At 70.7% G+C, this 18,060-nt stretch carries 17 protein-coding genes, 1 tRNA gene and 1 pseudogene; 14 read left to right on the top strand and 5 right to left on the bottom strand.

The genetic code is table 11. From position 1 onward, the window contains the following. Nucleotides 1-288: pseudogene (locus AB0K09_RS02285) on the top strand (RNA helicase); the annotation flags it as partial. 132 nt (nucleotides 289-420) lie between these two features. Continuing rightward, nucleotides 421-493: transfer RNA gene (locus AB0K09_RS02280), tRNA-Lys, on the top strand. Between the two features lie 12 nt (nucleotides 494-505). On the opposite strand, the gene AB0K09_RS02275 is transcribed toward AB0K09_RS02280, so the two are convergent. Further along, nucleotides 506-1,135, bottom strand: coding sequence for a GNAT family N-acetyltransferase (locus AB0K09_RS02275; RefSeq protein WP_366063326.1), 630 nt, complete (start codon nucleotides 1,133-1,135; stop codon nucleotides 506-508). A gap of 179 nt (nucleotides 1,136-1,314) precedes the next feature. On the opposite strand from AB0K09_RS02275, the gene AB0K09_RS02270 reads away from it, so the two are divergent. Then, on the top strand, nucleotides 1,315-2,382 hold the full coding sequence (locus tag AB0K09_RS02270; protein ID WP_366063325.1) for a hypothetical protein: 1,068 nt from the start codon (nucleotides 1,315-1,317) through the stop codon (nucleotides 2,380-2,382). Nucleotides 2,383-2,572: 190 nt separating this feature from the next. After that, nucleotides 2,573-3,850 (top strand): MFS transporter, encoded by a 1,278-nt coding sequence (locus AB0K09_RS02265; RefSeq protein WP_366063324.1) that lies wholly within the window; start codon nucleotides 2,573-2,575, stop codon nucleotides 3,848-3,850. Between the two features lie 39 nt (nucleotides 3,851-3,889). Here the strand turns inward: AB0K09_RS02265 and AB0K09_RS02260 are convergent, their stop codons facing one another. Beyond that, complete coding sequence (locus AB0K09_RS02260) at nucleotides 3,890-4,612, bottom strand: SDR family oxidoreductase (protein WP_366063323.1); 723 nt, start codon at nucleotides 4,610-4,612, stop codon at nucleotides 3,890-3,892. 68 nt (nucleotides 4,613-4,680) lie between these two features. Further along, entirely contained in the window at nucleotides 4,681-4,998 is a 318-nt protein-coding gene (locus AB0K09_RS02255; RefSeq protein WP_366063322.1) for a nuclear transport factor 2 family protein, read from the bottom strand. 338 nt (nucleotides 4,999-5,336) lie between these two features. On the opposite strand from AB0K09_RS02255, the gene AB0K09_RS02250 reads away from it, so the two are divergent. From AB0K09_RS02250 to AB0K09_RS02225, 6 genes are all read left to right on the top strand, one after another. Then, nucleotides 5,337-6,173 (top strand): DUF6227 family protein, encoded by an 837-nt coding sequence (locus AB0K09_RS02250; RefSeq protein WP_366063321.1) that lies wholly within the window; start codon nucleotides 5,337-5,339, stop codon nucleotides 6,171-6,173. A gap of 194 nt (nucleotides 6,174-6,367) precedes the next feature. After that, nucleotides 6,368-6,571, top strand: a complete 204-nt coding sequence (locus AB0K09_RS02245; RefSeq protein WP_366063320.1) for a cold-shock protein — start codon at nucleotides 6,368-6,370, stop codon at nucleotides 6,569-6,571. A 253-nt stretch (nucleotides 6,572-6,824) separates the two neighbouring features. Beyond that, nucleotides 6,825-8,507, top strand: a complete 1,683-nt coding sequence (locus tag AB0K09_RS02240; RefSeq protein ID WP_366063319.1) for a DEAD/DEAH box helicase — start codon at nucleotides 6,825-6,827, stop codon at nucleotides 8,505-8,507. A gap of 385 nt (nucleotides 8,508-8,892) precedes the next feature. Beyond that, the gene (locus AB0K09_RS02235) at nucleotides 8,893-10,176 is read left to right on the top strand and encodes a M23 family metallopeptidase (protein ID WP_366063318.1); all 1,284 of its coding nucleotides are present in this window, start codon (nucleotides 8,893-8,895) and stop codon (nucleotides 10,174-10,176) included. A gap of 55 nt (nucleotides 10,177-10,231) precedes the next feature. Then, nucleotides 10,232-12,058: an MFS transporter gene (locus tag AB0K09_RS02230; RefSeq protein WP_366063317.1), complete on the top strand. Its 1,827-nt coding sequence runs from the start codon at nucleotides 10,232-10,234 to the stop codon at nucleotides 12,056-12,058. A gap of 104 nt (nucleotides 12,059-12,162) precedes the next feature. Further along, nucleotides 12,163-13,107, top strand: coding sequence for an aldo/keto reductase (locus AB0K09_RS02225; protein WP_366063316.1), 945 nt, complete (start codon nucleotides 12,163-12,165; stop codon nucleotides 13,105-13,107). Between the two features lie 112 nt (nucleotides 13,108-13,219). On the opposite strand, the gene AB0K09_RS02220 is transcribed toward AB0K09_RS02225, so the two are convergent. Next, the gene (locus AB0K09_RS02220) at nucleotides 13,220-13,531 is read right to left on the bottom strand and encodes a hypothetical protein (RefSeq protein ID WP_366063315.1); all 312 of its coding nucleotides are present in this window, start codon (nucleotides 13,529-13,531) and stop codon (nucleotides 13,220-13,222) included. Between the two features lie 191 nt (nucleotides 13,532-13,722). On the opposite strand from AB0K09_RS02220, the gene AB0K09_RS02215 reads away from it, so the two are divergent. From AB0K09_RS02215 to AB0K09_RS02200, 4 genes are all read left to right on the top strand, one after another. Further along, nucleotides 13,723-14,133 (top strand): DUF6507 family protein, encoded by a 411-nt coding sequence (locus AB0K09_RS02215; protein ID WP_366063313.1) that lies wholly within the window; start codon nucleotides 13,723-13,725, stop codon nucleotides 14,131-14,133. Then, nucleotides 14,130-16,187 carry an EndoU domain-containing protein gene (locus tag AB0K09_RS02210; RefSeq protein WP_366063312.1) on the top strand — a complete coding sequence of 686 codons (2,058 nt, stop codon included), beginning with the start codon at nucleotides 14,130-14,132 and terminating at the stop codon, nucleotides 16,185-16,187. The genes AB0K09_RS02215 and AB0K09_RS02210 overlap by 4 nt, the downstream gene beginning before the upstream one ends. Nucleotides 16,188-16,210: 23 nt before the next feature. Continuing rightward, a complete protein-coding gene (locus AB0K09_RS02205) occupies nucleotides 16,211-16,627 on the top strand; it encodes a hypothetical protein (protein ID WP_366063311.1) in 417 nt (138 codons plus the stop codon). Between the two features lie 104 nt (nucleotides 16,628-16,731). Beyond that, on the top strand, nucleotides 16,732-17,250 hold the full coding sequence (locus AB0K09_RS02200) for a pentapeptide repeat-containing protein (protein WP_366063310.1): 519 nt from the start codon (nucleotides 16,732-16,734) through the stop codon (nucleotides 17,248-17,250). Between the two features lie 136 nt (nucleotides 17,251-17,386). Here the strand turns inward: AB0K09_RS02200 and AB0K09_RS02195 are convergent, their stop codons facing one another. After that, the gene (locus AB0K09_RS02195; RefSeq protein WP_366063309.1) at nucleotides 17,387-17,845 is read right to left on the bottom strand and encodes an ATP-binding protein; all 459 of its coding nucleotides are present in this window, start codon (nucleotides 17,843-17,845) and stop codon (nucleotides 17,387-17,389) included. Nucleotides 17,846-18,060 lie beyond the last annotated feature (215 nt).

Below are 18,060 nucleotides of genomic sequence, written 5' to 3'. Positions count from 1 at the left end.
ACCGACCGTCCGTTCAACCGGGACCGTCGTGACGACCGTCCGTCGGGTGGTTTCCGTCGTGACGACCGTCCGTCGGGTGGCTTCCGCCGTGACGACCGTCCGTCCCACGGCGGCGGCTACCGCTCCGGCGGCGGCGACCGTCCGTTCAACCGCGACCGTCGCGACGACCGCCCCTCCGGCGGCCACCGCGCCGGCGGTGACCGCCCCTACGGCCGCCGTGACGACCACCGCGGCTCGGCCGGCTTCGACCGCCGCGCCGACAAGCCGCGCTGGAAGCGCAACGGCTGACCTGCCCCGCAGATCTGAGGGCCCGTACGGCATCCCCGCCGCACGGGCCCTCCCGCGTCGGCCGCCCTGTACAAGTGCGTGGCCCCCAACGACTCGGGATCCGGCCTCCGGCCGGGCTATGCTGCGGGGTGCGGGCCGTTAGCTCAATTGGCAGAGCAGTGGACTTTTAATCCATTGGTTGTGGGTTCGAGTCCCACACGGCCTACCGCCGGACAGGTCACGGCACCGCCCTGACCTGCATCTTTCCGCCCCGACCGGGTTCTCCCGGCCGGGGCGGAGGCGTATGCGCGGGCCGCGTGAGCCCCAGCAGCATCACGTCATGGAGCACGGCACCCTCCCAGGGCCGCACTTGGCCCACGGACCGGTATCCCCACGCCCGGTAAGCGGCCTGCGCGGCCACCACGTCGCAGCGGACGTTGAGCACCGCGCGCTCCGCCGCGCAGTCCTCCAGCAGGGCGTCGTGCAGCCGCCGCCCCACTCCCCGCCCGCGCCACGGCGGCCGCACGGCGAGCTCCAGGACACCGAAGCTGCGGCGGCCGTCCTCACGGCGCGTCTCGGCGGGCACGGCCGCGGACAGCGGGTCCCACCACCGCGTGGTCGCGTCGAGCGGATGACCGTAAGCGAGACCGACCGGTTCACCGGAAACGGTGCGGGCGAGGGCGATGCGGAAATCCGCCCGGCGGGTCTGGGAACGGAAACGACGCGCGGCGGCCGCGAAGTCGTCCTCGGCCTCACCGTAGGGCGGCTCGGCGAACACCTCGGCATAGACCACCCCGACATCCGCCGCGACCCGCGCCGCGGCGGGGCCTTCCAGACACTCGACGACAACGGGCTCGTGGCTGCTCATGCGGTACTCCCTCGGGCGGGCGGCCGGATGCGTCCGCCGAACCCTAAGGCCCTGGCCGGATTCGTTCCGGCCGGGGCCTCGCCCACGTGGAGTGCGTCATAACCGCGTTGACACGCACGAGCGCCTGTAATTTAGTCGTTTTTCACCCGTAAATCTTTGATCTGGGGGAGCACGTCATCGTGTCGAAGCGCACCACCCTGGCCGCCGCCGGCTGTGTCGTTCTGATAGCCGCGGGGTCCGTCGCCTGCGGGCCCGCCGAGAAGCTGGAGGCGGGGGCGAAGGTGCAGCGCGCTTTCGACAAGCTGATGAAGCAGAAGTCGGTGGCCACGGAGGTCGGCTTCGAGGCGGACGCCGACAAGATCTTTGCCGCGCTCAAGGGCGAGGACGACTTCCAGCGGCAGGACGCCGAGACGCTCGCGGGGATGAAGCTGACGTACGCCGTCGGGGCCGGGAAGCCGCTGGGGGACCTCAAGGAGGGCGACAAGGCCGGGACCGGCGGGTTCCGGCTGGCGAAGGGCGGCAAGACGCTCGTCGACGTCCGGTACGTCGACGAGAAGTACTACTTCCAGGGCGATCTGAAGGCCCTGTCCGAGCTGCCCGCCGCCTCGAAGTCCTCGAAGGGCCGCGAGGAGAGGGGGAAGTTCGACGAGATGCTGCGCAAGGCGGACGAGCTGCCGCCCTCGCTCGCCGCGGTGAAGGGCGCCCTCAAGGGCGAGTGGGTGCGGGTCGACGCCGCGACCCTGGAGGAGTTCGCGAAGTCGGCCGGCGGCAAGGGCGACCAGAGCGGTCAGCTCGACGCGAGGAGCCAGAAGCAGCTCCTGGACGCGTTCCGCAACGCCCTCGCCGACAACGCCGAGTTCAAGGACGCGGGCGGCAAGGACGGCGCCGACCACGTGACCGTCACCGTGCCGGCCCGGAAGGCGGCGGCCGAGCTCGCCGAGGGGCTGAAGCCGCTGGAGAAGAAGCTGGGCGAGGACGGCAAGCTGTCCGACCTGAAGGACGTGCCGGACAAGAACATCAGCTTCGACGTGGCAATCAAGGACGGCTCGCTGTCGAGCCTGACCTTCGACGTGGCGCAGCTGGACAAGAAGGCCAAGGGCGAACTTCCGCTGAAGGTCGCCTTCCAGGGCGGCGCCCAGCAGGTGCACGCCCCCTCCGGCGCCAAGGAGCTCAAGCCTCAGGACCTGTTCGGCGCGGGCATGTTCCTCGCGATGAACGGCCGGGGAGACCTCGGCAAGGACGTCTGACCGCCCGGAGGCCGGGCGGAAACGAGACGGTCGTCTGTGACGGGCGCGCTACCCGTGCGAGTGGTAGCGCGCCCGGTACGTCGTCATGTGCCGGAGATGGGCGGCGCGAGCCGCCCTAGGGTGCGGGCCCGAGCCCCCGTACCGGTCCTGCGGCGGGCCGCGCGCCCACATATGCCGGAGGTACGTGGCGATGGGATACATACGACTGCTGCGCCGCCGGCCCGTGCGGGTGCTGTGGCTGTCGATGACGCTGTCCGTGATCGGCGACCGGCTCTACGGGCTCGCCACGATGTGGGTCGTGTACGCGGCGACGCGCTCGTCCTCGCTGATGGGACTGGTGGCGGTCGTCGAGTCCCTGCCGTACATCGTGCTCGGCGGCGCCGGGTCGGTGATGGCCCGGTTCGCCGACTGGCGCCCGCTGGCCCGGGTCGACGCGACGCGGGCGGTGATCGCGGTGGCCGTGCCGCTGCTGTGGCTGCCGGGCGCCGACGGCTTCGCGGTGCTGCTCTGCCTCGTCCTGCTGCTCGGCACGCTCGGCGCGGTGTTCGACCCCAACCTCGGAGCGCTGATCCCCCGGCTCGCCGGCCCGGAGGACCTCCAGCAGCTGAGCGGACTGTTCGACCTGACCACGCGGATCGCGGGGGTCGTCGGCCAGGGCGGTGTCGGCGCGCTGCTCCTGCTGGTGTCCGTCATCCAGCTGTACGCCATCGACGGCCTGACCTTCGCCGTCTCGGCCGCGGCCCTCGCCTGGCTGAGCCGGCACACGGGCCGGGCGCACATCCGTCCGGGCACGAAACCCGCACCCGCACCCGCTCCCGCGCCCGCCTCCGTGCCCGCTCCCGCTCCCGCGCAGCCCGTACGGGCGATCGTCCGCGCACACCGGCAGGCCGGGATCGCGATCGCCGTGCATGCCGCCGCGTACTTCGCCACCACCGTCTCGACGGTCGGCCTGCCGCCCCTGCTGGCCGACCGTCTGGGCCAGGGACCCGCGGGCTACGGGCTGACCCTCTCCGCGTCGGCGGCCGGCGCGCTGGCCGGCAATCTGCTCACCTGCCGGCTGCCCGAGCAGTGGCCCTGGCTCGGCACCTACTGTGCGGCCTGGTCGCTGTCCGGCCTGTCGCTCGCGGGGCTCGGGGTGGCGCCGTCCGTGACGGCGGTGATCGTGCTGTGTGTCGTTTCCGGACTGCTCTTCCCGGTCTCCGTCGTGACGCTGCGCGCGCACCTGTCGCGCTTCACCCCGCCCGTCCGGCTGCGCCTGTTGACGGCCGATCAGGTGGCCGTTCGGACGGCCGGAACGGCCGGCATGCTGCTGATGCCGCTCGCCGTGGACGCGGCGCCGGCACAGGCGTTCGTCGGTGCCGGCGCGCTGCTGTCCGTGCTCGCCCTGGCCGGCTGGTGGCTGGGCGGCCGTACGCCGGACCGGCCGGTCCCGCTGGCCGGCCTGCGGCGGGGCGTGCGGGAGGCGTGAGGAAGTGGAGGAGGTGGAGGGGGTGGAGGAGGTGGTGGATCAGACCGTCTGTGCCGTGTCCGCCAGCACGATCTCGCGGATGCAGACGTTCTGCGGCTGCCGGTACGCGTAGTGGATCGCCTGCGCGACGTCGTCGGCGGTCAGACCGCCCTCCAGCGAGGCCTCGGCGGCCTGGTAGGCCGCCCGGGTGTCCGGGTCGGTGATGTGGGAGCTCAGCTCGGTGGCCGCGTAGCCGGGCGCGATGACGGTGACGCGCACGCCGTACGGCGCGGCCTGCTCGCGGATCGCCTCCGAGGCCGCGTGCACGGCGAACTTGGAGGCACAGTAGACGCCGTTCATGCCGAACACCTTGCGGCCGGCGATGGAGCTGATGTTGACGATCGTTCCGCGCCGCCGGTCGGTCATGCCGGGCAGTACGGCGTGGCAGCCGTTCAGCACGCCCTTGACGTTCACGTCGAGCATGCGGTCCCACTCGGCGGGGTCCTGCGTGACGGGATCGCCGGTGAGCATGACGCCGGCGTTGTTGACGATCACGTCCGTGGGCCCGTACGCGCCCTCGCCGTCCCGCACGGCGGCGATGACGGCGGCGCGGTCGGTGACGTCGACGGCCTTGCACAGCGCGTTCGGCAGGCCGAGTTCGCGCAGCCGCTCGGTGCGCCGGGCGAGCAGCAGCAGCGGGTGCCCCTCCCGCGCGAACAGCCGGGCGCAGGCGGCGCCGAAGCCCGAACTGGCGCCGGTGATGACGACGAGACCGAGAGCCATGGGGGCCGCCTTTCGTGTCGCGGGCTTTCGTGTCGCGGGCCGGGCGCGAGGCGGGGCCCGGCAGGGGTTCAGGCCTGTCCGACGTCCATCCGGGTGACCTTTCCGCCGTCGATCCGGAAGTGCCAGAAGGTGTCGGGGAAGTTCCACTGGTCCGAGCGGAAACGGGCCAGCAGGTAGTGGCCGTCCTCCCGCTCCTCCCGGACCTCCACGCGCCCGTGCGCGTTGAAGATCTCCCGTTCGGACCAGACGTGCAGGTCCTGCTCGGCGCCGTCGTCCGTGAGCAGGGCGCCGGGGGCGAAGGCGCCGTAGAAGGCGTCGCGGTCGCCCTCGCAGAGCGCGGTGACGACCGTGCGGACGGCAGGGTCGGTGAGTTCCTCGGGCGACATCGCTGCCTCCTGCTCATGGCGGCCGGCTGCCCCGGCGGCACGGCCGCGAACGGCGCGGCGCCGTCGCGTCGCGGTCGCGGCGCCATCCCGCGTCGCCATCCGCATCGCCATCCGCGTCGCCGTGACCCGGAGCACACGCTGTCGACTCTAGGCCGGGTGTCGTACATCCGCGTGTCGGCCGGTACGGCATGGTTCGCCCCGTATGCCGGTCGGGCTGCCGCACGGCCGCCTGCCACCCGGCCGTCAGTTGCGGGAAACCCCGCGCCCCGCCCGTGTTCGCGCCGCTACGGTAAGTGCGCGGGGTGGGTGAGTGCGCCGAGGGCGGGAGGTCGAGGGTCATGGCGAGGACGCGAGCGGGCGGGGGCGAGGGCGCGGGCATGGACCGCAGCGGTCCCGGCGGTGACCCGGGCAGCGGCGAGCCGACACCGGCCGAGCAGGTGCAGGAGCTCCTGGCCCGGGCGCAGAACGGCTTCGACATCGGCGAGGGCGTCCTGGAGCGGCTGGGCACGGCCCTCATGCACCAGTGCGAGCTGCGCTCGTACCGCCAGCGCAACGACGAGCCGCGTGCCCTGCGCTGCAACACCTACCGGCACGTCTTCCTGCTCGCCGACGGCAGCAGCCTGCTGCTGTACGAGCTGGAGCACGACACCGGCCCGGAGGAGCGCTTCCTGTACGAGCTGTACGCGCGCGAGGAGGCCCTCGACGAGGCCGAGCGGCGCGTGCACGAGCGCATCGGCGGCGGCATCGGCCCCGGCAGCGAGGACGAGGAGCTGCCGGCGTGGCTCGCGGAGGAGCTGCTGCTCGCCATGGGCCCCGCGCGGCCCCGCCGGGAGTACGTCTCCGAGGAGTCCCCGGACCACGCCCGCCGACTGCTGCGCCGCGCGGAGAACACGGACGGGCCCGGCGAGGTGGTGCGCGAGCTGCTCCAGGGGGCGCTCGGCCACCACATCGCGCTGATCACCAAGCCCAGACGCCGGGGCCCCGGCCGCGACGCCACCTGGTGCCGCTTCTACGAGCACGCCTTCCTGCTGGAGGGCGGCGGCGAGGTCAGCCTGTGGGAGCTGGAGCACAACATGACCACCGACGGCCGGCTCGTCTGCGAGGTCTATCTCGACGAGGCGGAGGCCGAGGTCGCGGCGGACCGGCACGCCCGCGCGCAGGGCGTCGACTTATAGCCGTCGGCAGGGGGGCGGAGCGGCGGCGGCCGCGAAGATCACGGGGGAAGGCCGCCGTACGTGCTACACTCGTACATAGTTGCAATTGTGGTACCCATGAACTCGTGTGCGCCTACGGTTATGACCGAGGCGCATTTTTGTTTTTCGCCGGTCTGTTCCGGTCTGGGGGCCACCCCATATACAAGGAGATAGACATGGCGACTGGCACCGTGAAGTGGTTCAACTCCGAGAAGGGCTTCGGCTTCATCGAGCAGGACGGCGGCGGCCCCGACGTCTTCGCCCACTACTCGAACATCGCCTCCAACGGCTTCCGTGAGCTCTTCGAGGGTCAGAAGGTTTCCTTCGACGTCACGCAGGGCCAGAAGGGCCTGCAGGCGGAGAACATCGTCACCAACTGACGAAGCCTGAACCGAAATGGGGCCTGCACCACCGGTGCGGGCCCCATTTTCCTGATCTCACGCGGTCCGGCGTGCCACGCCGGCCCGGCGTTCGAGGTCACCGCGCGTCGGCGCGGCCCAGGGGGTCTGGGGGCGAAGCCCCCGAACAGACGGAAAGGGGCGGGACCGGGGTCGTACATCCGTGGTTCCGCACCGGCCCGCCAGCACCAGCCACGCCCCGGCCCGCACAACGGCTCCCCCGGAAAGGCCCCGCATGACCCGCTCCCCCCGTTCCGACCGCTCCGACCGCCCCGCCCGCGGCACCGGACCCCGTCCCGCCCGCGGCACCGGCTCCCGTCCGGCCCGCGGCTCCGGCGCCGGCACCCGCCCCGCGCGGCGCCCGGCCGCCGCCCCCCAGGGCGATTTCACGACGCCCGAGAGCACCACCCCGGCGCTGCCCCCGGTGGACTCCTTCGCGGACATGGGCCTCCCGGCCCCCCTGCTGAACACCCTCACCCGCGAGGGCGTCAGCGAGCCCTTCCCGATCCAGGCCGCGACCCTGCCCAACTCCCTGGCCGGCCGCGACGTGCTCGGCCGGGGCCGCACCGGCTCCGGCAAGACGCTCGCCTTCGGTCTGGCCCTGCTGGCCCGCACCGACGGCCGCCGCGCCGAGCCGGGCCGTCCGCTGGCGCTCGTCCTGGTCCCCACCCGCGAGCTGGCCCAGCAGGTCACCGACTCGCTGACCCCGTACGCCGGCGCGCTCGGCCTGCGCATGGCCACGGTCGTCGGCGGCATGTCGATAGGCCGCCAGGCCCAGTCGCTGGCGCGCGGCGCAGAGGTGCTCGTCGCCACGCCGGGCCGGCTCGCCGACCTCATCCAGCGCGGCGACTGCGCCCTCGGCGACGTCGCGATCACCGTTCTCGACGAGGCCGACCAGATGGCCGACATGGGCTTCCTGCCCCAGGTCACCCGTCTTCTCGACCAGGTCGACCCGGACGGCCAGCGGATGCTCTTCTCCGCCACCCTCGACGCCAACGTCGACCGGCTGGTGCGCCGTTTCCTGACCGACCCGGTCACCCACTCCGTGGACCCGTCCGCCGGCGCGGTCGTCACCATGGAGCACCACCTGCTGCACGTGGCCGACGCGACCGTCAAGAAGAACACGGTCGTCCGGATCGCCGCCCGCGACGGCCGCGTGATCATGTTCGTGGACACCAAGCGCGGCGCCGACCGCCTCACCAAGCAGCTCCTCGCACAGGGCGTGCGCGCCGCCGCGCTGCACGGCGGCAAGAGCCAGCCCCAGCGCAACCGCACGCTGGAGCAGTTCCGCACCGAGCAGGTCACCGCGCTCATCGCCACGAACGTCGCGGCCCGGGGCATCCACATCGACGGCCTCGACCTCGTCGTCAACATCGACCCGCCCGTCGACCACAAGGACTACCTCCACCGGGGCGGCCGCACGGCCCGCGCCGGCGAGTCGGGCACGGTGGTCACGCTCGTCCTGCCGGAGGAGCGCCGTGACATGAACCGCATGATGGCGACGGCGAAGATCACTCCGCTGACGGCCACGGTGCACCAGAACGACCCGGAGCTCGTCCGCATCACGGGCGCGCGCGAGCCGAGCGGCGTGCCGGTCGTCATCGCACCGCCGGCGCCGGCGCCCGCCCCGAAGCAGGGGCGCTCGCGCGGGGCGGGCTCGGCCGGATCCGGCGGTTCGTCGCGCGGGCGGCGCGGACGCGGACGTACGGGGGCGGGTGCCGCGGCCGCGGGCGCCGCTCCGGCGACGGGCGGACGCGGCGAGGCCCGCGCCGACGGCGCCCGCGGTGAGGGCCGTGGCGACGGCCGCTCCCGCCGCGGCTCCGGCGAGCAGCCGAGCCGTACGGGCCGCCCCGGCCGTTCCGGGCGCCCGCGCCGCGGCGGCGGCGACGGCGGCACCCGCCGCCCGGCCGCCGGCTGACGGCTGACGGCCGGTACGGACATGCTGCGGGGCGCCGTGCGACGGCGCCCCGCACGGTCCGTAGCGGACCCTGATCCAGGCGTGCACCGCGACGTGCACTGCGATAACAACTGACATTCCGTCAGATGGATCGGCGGCGTCAATTCCTCCCCAAGGGCCGAGCCCTATTCACGCGTTCGGCTTGGAATCGACCCGTCGTGTCTATTAACGTTCGATAACGCAGCACGGTTCTCACACTGCGCAAGAGGTGGGGTTCCGTGCGCCTTCGCCGAGTTCCGCGGGCGTGCCGACACCTGCGGGACCAGCACTTCAGGGAACCGGGGACCATCGCTCCGGGGTGAATCGGGCCGGCCACCCTCCGGCCTGTAGGAAGGAGCGCGCCCCCGTGGCGTCCAACAGCCCCGGCTTCGAGAACGGTTCGTACGACAACGCCTACGACAACGCCTACGAGAACGTCTACGGGCACACGCCGTACGCGGACCCCACGTACCAGGGCGCCCCGGGCGCCCCGGGTGTTGCGGCGGAAGACACCTCGCACGGCAGCCCGTTCGTCCCGGCGTACATGCCGCCGCTGCCCCGCCAGGCCTGGGAGGAGGACACCCAGTCCATGGCACAGCCCGTGGCGCCGGCTCCGGCGCCGGCCGAGGTTCCGGGCACCGCCCCGGCGCGCGGGCGGCACAAGATGCCCAAGCCGCGCGGCGGCTCGATGGCGCGCAGCAGCGCCGTCCTCGGCGTGGGCATGATCGCGGCGGTGGGCGCGAGCGGGATGGCCAGCGCCCAGGACCGTCCGCAGACGCCGATATCCGTGCCGGACGTCCCGGACCCCGCGAACCTGCCCGGGCTGGCGAACCTCGCCGCGAAGATCCCCGGAGTCGACTCCCTCCTCTCCGACGGCCCCGGCCACGAGCAGGCCCCCGCGTCCGCGCAGCCGGCCGAGGCGCAGATCGCCCGCAGCACGGCGGACGCCGGCGAGGCGCTGCGCGCCCGCATCCTCCAGCAGGCCGAGCACCAGCAGGACGCGGCCGACGAGTCGGCCCGGCAGAACGAGGCGCACGCCGCGGCGGAGGCACACCGCGAGGCCGCCGCCGCGGTGGCCCAGGCGCACAAGGAACAGCAGGAGCAGCAGGCGCGACAGGCCGAGGCGGCGGCGAAGGAGGCGCAGGAGGCGCAGGAGGCGCAGGCCCGGTCCGAGGCCGAGCAGGCCGGCCAGTCGTCACACGCCGGCCAGTCGACGCACTCCGCCCCGGAGACCGGCGGCCACGCCGCGGCCCACGGCTCGTACGTCCTGCCCGTCGCCTCGTACACGCTGACCGCCGGCTTCGGCCAGTCGGGTGATATGTGGTCCGCGAACCACACCGGAACGGATTTCGCGGCCCCCACCGGCACGCCCGTGAAGGCGGTCGGCGCCGGCACGGTCACCCAGGCGGGATGGGCCGGCGCCTACGGCTACCGGATCGTCCTGACGCTCGACGACGGCACCGAACTCTGGTTCTGCCACCTGTCATCGATGGTGGTCACGTCGGGCAAGGTCGCCGCCGGCGACGTCATCGGCCGTGTGGGTGCGACGGGCAACGTGACCGGTCCGCATCTGCATCTGGAGGTCCGTCCGGGCGGCGACGCTCCCGTCGATCCGCTGCCTTGGCTGGGGCACCGAGGTCTGCAACCCTGAAATCGCACAACCGATTGGCCGGAATGTTCTCCTGCCGATCGGGAAATCATAGGGTGTGACGCCCGAAACGATCACGACGTCCGTTCCGGCCCGCCTGGACCGACTGCCTTGGTCCCGGTGGCACTGGACGGTGGTCATCGGTCTCGGCACGGTCTGGATCCTCGACGGTCTCGAGGTCACGGTCGTGGGGAACATCGCGGGCCGGCTCTCCGAACAGGGAAGCGGACTGCAGATATCCTCCGGCGGCGTCACGGGTGTGGCAGCCGCCCTCTATGTGGCCGGAGCCTGTTCGGGCGCGCTCTTCTTCGGCTGGCTGACCGACCGGTTCGGCCGCAAGAAACTCTTCATGGTGACGCTCGCCGTCTATCTGGCGGCCACGGCGCTCACGGCGCTCTCGTACCAGTCCTGGTGGTTCTTCCTCTTCCGCTTCCTGACGGGCTTCGGTATCGGCGGCGAGTACGCGGCGATCAACTCCGCGATCGACGAGCTGATTCCGGCCGTCTACCGCGGCCGCGTCGACCTGATCATCAACGGCAGCTTCTGGCTGGGCGCGATCGGTGGTTCGCTGCTGTCGATCGTCATGCTCGACACCGCCTTCTTCGCCAAGGACGTCGGCTGGCGGCTGACGTTCGGCCTGGGCGTCGTCCTGGGCCTGGTGATCCTGCTGGTCCGGCGGCAGGTACCCGAGAGTCCGCGCTGGCTGTTCATCCACGGGCGCGGCGAGGAGGCCGAGGAGCTGGTCTGCTCCATCGAGGAGCGCGTGACGGCCCAGAAGGGCGCGCCCCTGCCGCCCGCCCAAGGGCAGATCACCATCCGGCAGCGCCGCAGCATCGGCTTCGGCGACATCGCCCACACGGTCTTCGCCCATTACCGCAAGAGGGCGATCCTGGGACTCGCGCTCTTCGTCGGCCAGGCGTTCCTCTACAACGCCATCACCTTCGGCTTCGGCGCGATACTGACCCGCTTCTTCGGCACGTCCACCTCCCACACGGGCTACTTCTTCGCCGTCATCGCGGCCGGCAACTTCCTCGGCCCGCTCCTGCTCGGCAAGCTGTTCGACACGGTGGGCCGGCGCATCATGATCTCCTCGACCTATCTGCTGTCCGGCTTCCTGCTGTACGGCACGGCCTGGCTCTTCGGCGGCGGCCACCTCGACGCGGTCACGCTCACCGCGTGCTGGGCCGTCGTCCTCTTCTTCGCCTCGGCGGGCGCGAGCAGCGCGTACCTCACCGTCTCCGAGGTGTTCCCCATGGAGACCAGGGCGATGGCGATCGCGTTCTTCTACGCCATCGGGACGGCGGCCGGCGGTATCAGCGGGCCGCTGTTGTTCTCCCACCTCACGAGCAGCGGCGTCGTCGGCGACACCGTGCTGGCCTTCCAGATCGGTGCCTCCCTGATGTGCGCGGCGGGCCTGATCGCGGCGGTCCTGGCGGTCCGGGCGGAGGGCCGCTCCCTGGAGGACATCGCCGCCCCGCTGTCCCTCCACACCACGACCCCCGCCGCGGCCGGCACGGGTACGGGCACGGAGGCGGGCCCGGAGACGGGCCCGGGGGCCGTGACGGCGGCGAGGAAGGCGACGAAGGCGAAGGCGGCGACGCGGCGGACGGCGGCGAGGAGGACGACGGCGAAGGGGGCCGCGGCGAAGAACGCCACGGCCAAGAACGCCACGGCGCCGAAGGGTGTGACGCCGAAGGGCACGCCGGCCAAGGGGGCGACGGCGAAGGGCGCGGCCGCGGGGGAGACGACCGGGCCGACCGGGCCCGCCGAGCCGAGTGCGCCGGCCGCGCCGGCCGCCCCGACCGACAAGGGGTCGGGCAAGGGCCCGGACCCCGGCCCCGACCCCGGCCCGGAACCACTGACGGCGACGGCCCCGGCGGACTGAGCAGGCGGCAGACCGTCGGACCGGCGGACCGTCAGGCCTTCGTTGCTTGATCCGATCGAGTGAGCTGCGGAATAGCCCAAAACCGGCGGACGTTGACACTCCGTATGGCTGACAAGCACCGCAAGATCGGTAACCTCTCGGTCCACCCGCTCGCCCTCGGCGGCAATGTCTTCGGCTGGACGGCGGACGAGGCGCAGTCCTTCGCCGTCCTCGACGCCTACGCCGAGGCGGGCGGCAATTTCATCGACACGGCGGACGTCTACTCGGCCTGGGCCCCCGGCAACAAGGGCGGCGAGTCCGAGGCCGTCATCGGCGACTGGATGGCCGCCCGCGGCAACCGCTCCGACATGGTCATCGCCACCAAGGTGGGTGCCGGCTACCCCGAACCGCGCGGCCTGGCCGCAGCCGGGATCAAGGCCGGCGTCGAGGAGTCCCTGCGCCGTCTGCGCACCGACTACATCGACCTCTACTACACCCACTACGACGACCCGTCCGTGCCGGTCGAGGAGTTCCTCACCGCCCTGGACGCCCTGGTGAAGGAGGGCAAGGTCCGCGAGATCGCGGCCTCCAACATCACCCCCGAGCGCCTGGCGGAGGCCCTCGAGTTCTCCGACAGCGCGGGCCTGGCCAAGTACGTGGCCGTCCAGCCGCACTACAACCTGGTCTCCCGCGACACGTACGAGGGCGCCCTGGCCGACGTCTCCGCCCGCCACGGCCTCGCGGCCGTCCCGTACTACGCGCTGGCCTCCGGCTTCCTCACCGGCAAGTACCGCCCGGGCGCCGACGTGGACAGCGCCCGCGCCGGCAGCGCCGCCAAGCACCTGGCCACCGAGCGCGGCCGGCGCGTCCTGGCCGCCCTGGACGAGGTCGCGGCCGCGCACGAGGCGGCAGTCGCCACGGTCGCCCTGGCCTGGCTCGCGTCCCGCCCGACCGTCGCGGCGCCCCTCGCCAGCGCCCGCACGGTCGAACAGCTCCCGGCGCTGCTGGCGGTGGCGGACCTGGAGCTGACGGACGCGGAGCTCGCGAAGCTGACGGAGGCCTCGGCGTAGTCGGTCCGGGCACCCCGGGTGGGTTGTGGGCAGTCGTTCCGCAGGGCGGAACGGGTGGGCACAACCCACCAGGCCCGCACCCGACCGCGTACCCCGGCTTACTGCCGCCTGATCACTCCGCGCCGCAGGCGCACCGCTCCACGGCCCAGGAGGCAGCCGCGACCGTCCCGGCGACGGCGAACACGGACGGCCACGCGCCGATCTTCTTGGCGAGGGGGTGCGACCCGGCGAACGCCGCAACGTACAGCCCGGTCAGCGCGGCCGCCTTCCCGGCCCCCGCCTTCGCCGCCCACTGCCGCGCGGCAACCGCCCCGGCCGCGGCGAGCACCACCCCGCCGAGCGGCCGCTTCTTCGTCCACCGAGCGACGCCGTACCCCCCGACCAGCCCCCCGGCGGCCACCACGGACGCCGGAACCTCTGTCATTGCAGCCACTGGCGCAACCTCCGCATCAGGTGAAGTCTCGTGATGTTGAGGCTAGCTGTGGGGGCGTAAGGCGCGACTTCGGGTTGTCCTGAAGCCCTCCCTGAGGAGGTCTGCTCGTCGCAGCGGCCCGTGCCGCATTGATATGAATGTCCGGTTGCGTGTGTGATGCATGAGAGGGAGGGGGCGTCACCATGTCTCGCTGGGACATTCAGCCGGAATCTGCGCTGACGGTGATCGGCAACACGGCGAAGATCGGCAGCAAGCTCAAGGGCCAGGCGGATTCGTACGTCAACCATGTGCAGTCGGCGGCGATGAACGTGGGTACTCTGGCAGGCCCTTGTGACCCGGTCGCGCCCGGCCCAGCGGGGGATGCCGGTTCGGCGGGGGCGGGGCTGGGCCTCGTGGGCCAGGCGCTGGTGGCGTACGCCAACCGCGCCATGGCCGACCTGGAGTTCATGGCGACACGCACGAAGAACACGCTGGAAGGCGCACAGGACGCCATCGTCGCGTACGACAACGGTGACCTGGAAATGGCCGAGCGACTGGAGAAGGCGGCCATCGAGGGCCGTGACCCGGAGGCGCTGCTCAGGGGCAAGAAGTGACCGCCATAGACCCCATGTGGATACCCCACTTCACGGGGGACCTTGGTGCACTCGAGAAGGACATAACCGGTCTGGGCAAGGATGCGTCCGACATCCGTTCCACGGGCGCGGACACCCACTCGACCTTTCAGGGGCTTTCGCCGGTCTTCGACACCCCGGAGCGAGACCAGCTCCTCGCGGCCACTCTGCCCGTGCGGCAACGAGGGGACCACTTTGCGGGCCAGCTGGGCACTGCCAAGTCGGCGCTCGCCGAGTACGCGGCGGAAGTCCGTCCGATCATTCAGGAGCTGGATCGCCTTCGGGAGCAGGCCGCCCAGTTCCGTGACTCGATCCGGGATGACGAGCACTGGCAAAGAGACCAGAAGAAGATCGACCGGAACACGGAACTGATCCAGGCGGTGGCGGTAGCCCAGGCCAGGTTCATGGCAGCCGAGGTGACGGCTGCCAACAAGATCACTGCCCTCTTCGACGGGCCGCGCTTCCGTGCGGACGACGGTACCCACCAGAAGGGGATGTACGGATACAAGCCGAGTGACGTAGCCAAGGCAGAGAAAACTCCCTGGGGCGAGGTCGAGGACCGCGAGCTCACAGGCTGGGACAAGGCCTGGCACGGAATCACCCATAACCCGCTCACGGACTTCGCGACCGGTTTCGTCGTCGACGGGACATGGGGGACGGTCAGGGGACTGGCCACCCTCTTCGGCTGGGACGGCGGTGACAAGGCCGGCGATGCGTGGGGCAAGCTCAACGACACCGTGACGGGTATCGGCCTGTACTCGGTACGACCTGTTGAACTGCTCCTGCACGCCGCCGGTCTGCCCGACAAGCCGGACGCCGACGAGACGCGCGCACGGAAAGCGGCCAGAGACTTCGGTAAGTCGCTCGTCGCCTGGGACGAGTGGGACAAGAATCCGTCGCGGGCCGCGGGTACGGTCGCCTTCAACGTGCTGACACTCGGCTCCAGCGCACTCATGAAGGCGGGAAAGGCCGGCGAAGCGGGACAGGCCGGCAAGATCGGCCTGGCCGAGCTGGCCGGCGCGGCCGGAAAGCTCGGCCAAGTCGTTGATCCGATGACGTACGTCGGCGGTGGCGCGAGGGCAGGCCTGACCGCGGTGAAGGTCGTGGGACCGAAGGTCGGCGACCTCATGTCGGAGCTGAAGCAGAACCTTGGCCGCATGCCCGACCACACGCCGAGGTCGGCCGAGACCTCGGTAAGGCTTCCTACATGGACAGGCGAGGCCCGATATCTCGACCCGGACGGCACGCTTCGTAATGCCGATCACGGGGTCCGGCAGCCGGGCGTCGCTGCTCTGAAGGAACCCGGAGGCACCGAGCTCACGGCTCGGCAGGAGCACCGGGCGATGGCACATGCGGGCGGCCACGGCTCTGCACATCCGGGGGACAACGCCCCACACGCGGCCCACAGTCCCGCTTCCGGGAGTGACAACGGGCACTCGAGTGCGCCGGGTGGCACGCATCACGGGTCCGCCGGGCACCAGTCCCACCCTGATGGTTCTCATGGGCACTCAGCCTCTGGTGGCACAAGCCATACCGGTGATGGACTCGATGGACACACCCCTTCTCCGCATCACGCCGGGCACGGTACCGGTGGCGAGGCCGCAGGACACAAGCTCAGCGGGCACATTACTGACGAGGCTTTCCATCACGTTCTCTCTGGCGAGATAAAATATGGAAGAGATGGCAGGCCGAGAGTTGCCGGATACCACTTCCGCCCCGGTGGGCGAGACCCCTGGGGCATAAAAGTCCCGAAGATCCTCAAGCTGGATCACCGCACCGGAATTACCCAGGGGAATGTGTGGATGCGCGACCCTCGGAGTGGTGAGTGGGTCATGAAGCGCAACAAAAGCACATTCTTTCCGCTGCGGTGGTCGGAGAAGGAAGTCAGGCGTGCCATGACCAAGGCTTTCGAGAATGGTAAGATCGTGGACGCCGATAGTTGTAAATGGCGGGGCGAGTACAAGGGAGTCGTCTTCGAAGGTTATTATGACGCCGTCACGGGTGACGCTGTGACTATTTATCCGCTTCTGCCTTAGTGACTGCCGTGGAGGATCGTCCGGTGATTCGCACCGAGTTTTACGTTGAAGATGAATTCCGAGTGCCGAGCTTCGCTGGCCCTTCAGAGTTGAAGGTGCTGGGAGGCTGGATCACGTCTGACATTCAGCTCTCCCCCCTTGCCATTCTCGAGGCCATCGACCTGGTGAGTGCTGCCCGGGCCAACCCGGCTGTGGGTTCGGAGGAACTCGACGGCAACGCGCATACGGCCACCATCACCGGACACGGTGTCACCGTGGAGAACATCTACGTCGACCACGTTCGAGGCGAGTTCACGCTGGATCAGGCACTGCGAGTCCTGATTGATTTCTGGGACTACTGCTGCCAGGCACACTCTGATGAGGTCGATGAGTACAGGCGTCAGTATGCCTCGGAAAATGGCCGGGACCCATTGGCTGGGATCCGCGACTTCTGCAGCTGAGGGTGATGCCCGCGAAAGTCTCACCGGGTTCCTATCCGGCGAGTGCCGAAGCGACTGATCGGTTGAGGAAGTGGCTCCTCTCTGGGGTTGGCAAATTTTACGCCATGGGTCTCGACTTCCGTGGCGCCGACCTGTCGGGCGGAGATTTCTCGGAATGCTGGTTCACCGAGTGCGTGCTATCTGACGTCGCCCTCAGGGAAACGGTGTTCTATCGAGCTGATTTGGAGGCGGCGGATCTCAGCGGAGCTGATCTGACCGGGGCAAACCTGATCCGCGCCAACCTTGACGAGGCGGTTGTCCGAGGTGCACGCCTGGACGGAGCGGACATGACGCGGGCGTCGTTGTACGAGGCTGACGCTTCTGGGGCGACCTTTCGGGGAAGGTATCTTGGCGGGTCCTCGCTTCTACAGGTCGATTTGCGAGGGGCAGACCTTACCAACGCGGCTGTGCTCGAGAACTCTTTCAAAGTGAAGGTGGACGAGTGCACCGTATTCGCGGGACTGTCCGGAACGGTCTTCGGGCCGGTTGAATACTGGGAAGGCGGATCGGCCACACAAGTCGGTGGCCGAGCACTTGAGGAGTGGCTCGCTGAGCGAGGCGCAGAGGTCCGGGTGCTCTCGTGAGCGGGTAGCAAATCGAGCTTGCGACGCCGTGCGCCGTATGCAGGTGCTGCACTGGTCATGGCCGGCGCGGTGCGGTTCTGACTTTCGCGCCGCGCCAGGGCCGGACGCCGGTGAAGGCCCGCGAGGTGGGAAGCCCCTACAGCGGGCGATCGTTACCGAGCTCGAACCACACGGACTTCCCGACGACGTCCAGCCCGTCCCAGACCAGGCTGACACCGGATGCGGCCGACAGCTGCCTGACCAGCATCAGGCCGCGCCCACGCTCGTCATCGCCGCCCACAGTGCGCAGATACGGGCGCCGGGCGGGATCGCCGTCCTGGACGGCAACGTGCACGCGGCCGTTGCCGCTGTCGACCGTCACGTCCATCGACAGCGACGAGACGCGCGCGTGCTGGACGACGTTGGCGACGACGTCCGATACGCAGACGCGGCCGCTGTCGATGAGTTCGGGGTGACCCGTCACTTCGAGGACGGAGGTGAGGAAGTCCCGCGTGAGCCGCGGCGCGGTGAGCGCTGCGGGTACAGCGAGGTGATAGGCCTCGGGCGGCCGGGGGTTGGAGTCGGAGCGGGGACTGCTGAGCGCGGCGTTGCGCATGACGTGGTCTCCCAACGCGGTCTGTCATGGACCTCCGCGCCTACGCCGTCCGTGGCTCGGTCGTCAGCCTGTTCGGTGTGTGTCAACTGGCAGGCTGAGGACTGCACTTCGGGTCTTCCCGGTGTGCGGTGCGGTATGGGTAGGGACCGTAGGGCACATGCATGTGCCGTCTCAAGCGTGGGCCAAAGCCTGCGTGTTCGGCGATGGACCGCGAG

Origin of the sequence: Streptomyces sp. NPDC049577 (genome assembly GCF_040675635.1) — a bacterium.
Lineage (GTDB): Bacteria > Actinomycetota > Actinomycetes > Streptomycetales > Streptomycetaceae > Streptomyces.
The sequence above is the reverse complement of the archived record's forward strand: the minus strand, read 5'-3'. Positions and strand labels throughout refer to the sequence as shown.

What these genes read in the sequence shown, in the direction of transcription:
- AB0K09_RS02275 (WP_366063326.1), bottom strand. Translation starts at nt 1,135, where the DNA reads ATGAGCAGCCACGAGCCCGTTGTCGTCGAGTGTCTGGAAGGCCCCGCC.
- AB0K09_RS02265 (WP_366063324.1), top strand. Translation starts at nt 2,573, where the DNA reads ATGGGATACATACGACTGCTGCGCCGCCGGCCCGTGCGGGTGCTGTGG.
- AB0K09_RS02260 (WP_366063323.1), bottom strand. Translation starts at nt 4,612, where the DNA reads ATGGCTCTCGGTCTCGTCGTCATCACCGGCGCCAGTTCGGGCTTCGGC.
- AB0K09_RS02255 (WP_366063322.1), bottom strand. Translation starts at nt 4,998, where the DNA reads ATGTCGCCCGAGGAACTCACCGACCCTGCCGTCCGCACGGTCGTCACC.
- AB0K09_RS02250 (WP_366063321.1), top strand. Translation starts at nt 5,337, where the DNA reads ATGGCGAGGACGCGAGCGGGCGGGGGCGAGGGCGCGGGCATGGACCGC.
- AB0K09_RS02245 (WP_366063320.1), top strand. Translation starts at nt 6,368, where the DNA reads ATGGCGACTGGCACCGTGAAGTGGTTCAACTCCGAGAAGGGCTTCGGC.
- AB0K09_RS02240 (WP_366063319.1), top strand. Translation starts at nt 6,825, where the DNA reads ATGACCCGCTCCCCCCGTTCCGACCGCTCCGACCGCCCCGCCCGCGGC.
- AB0K09_RS02225 (WP_366063316.1), top strand. Translation starts at nt 12,163, where the DNA reads ATGGCTGACAAGCACCGCAAGATCGGTAACCTCTCGGTCCACCCGCTC.
- AB0K09_RS02220 (WP_366063315.1), bottom strand. Translation starts at nt 13,531, where the DNA reads ATGACAGAGGTTCCGGCGTCCGTGGTGGCCGCCGGGGGGCTGGTCGGG.
- AB0K09_RS02215 (WP_366063313.1), top strand. Translation starts at nt 13,723, where the DNA reads ATGTCTCGCTGGGACATTCAGCCGGAATCTGCGCTGACGGTGATCGGC.
- AB0K09_RS02200 (WP_366063310.1), top strand. Translation starts at nt 16,732, where the DNA reads ATGGGTCTCGACTTCCGTGGCGCCGACCTGTCGGGCGGAGATTTCTCG.
- AB0K09_RS02195 (WP_366063309.1), bottom strand. Translation starts at nt 17,845, where the DNA reads ATGCGCAACGCCGCGCTCAGCAGTCCCCGCTCCGACTCCAACCCCCGG.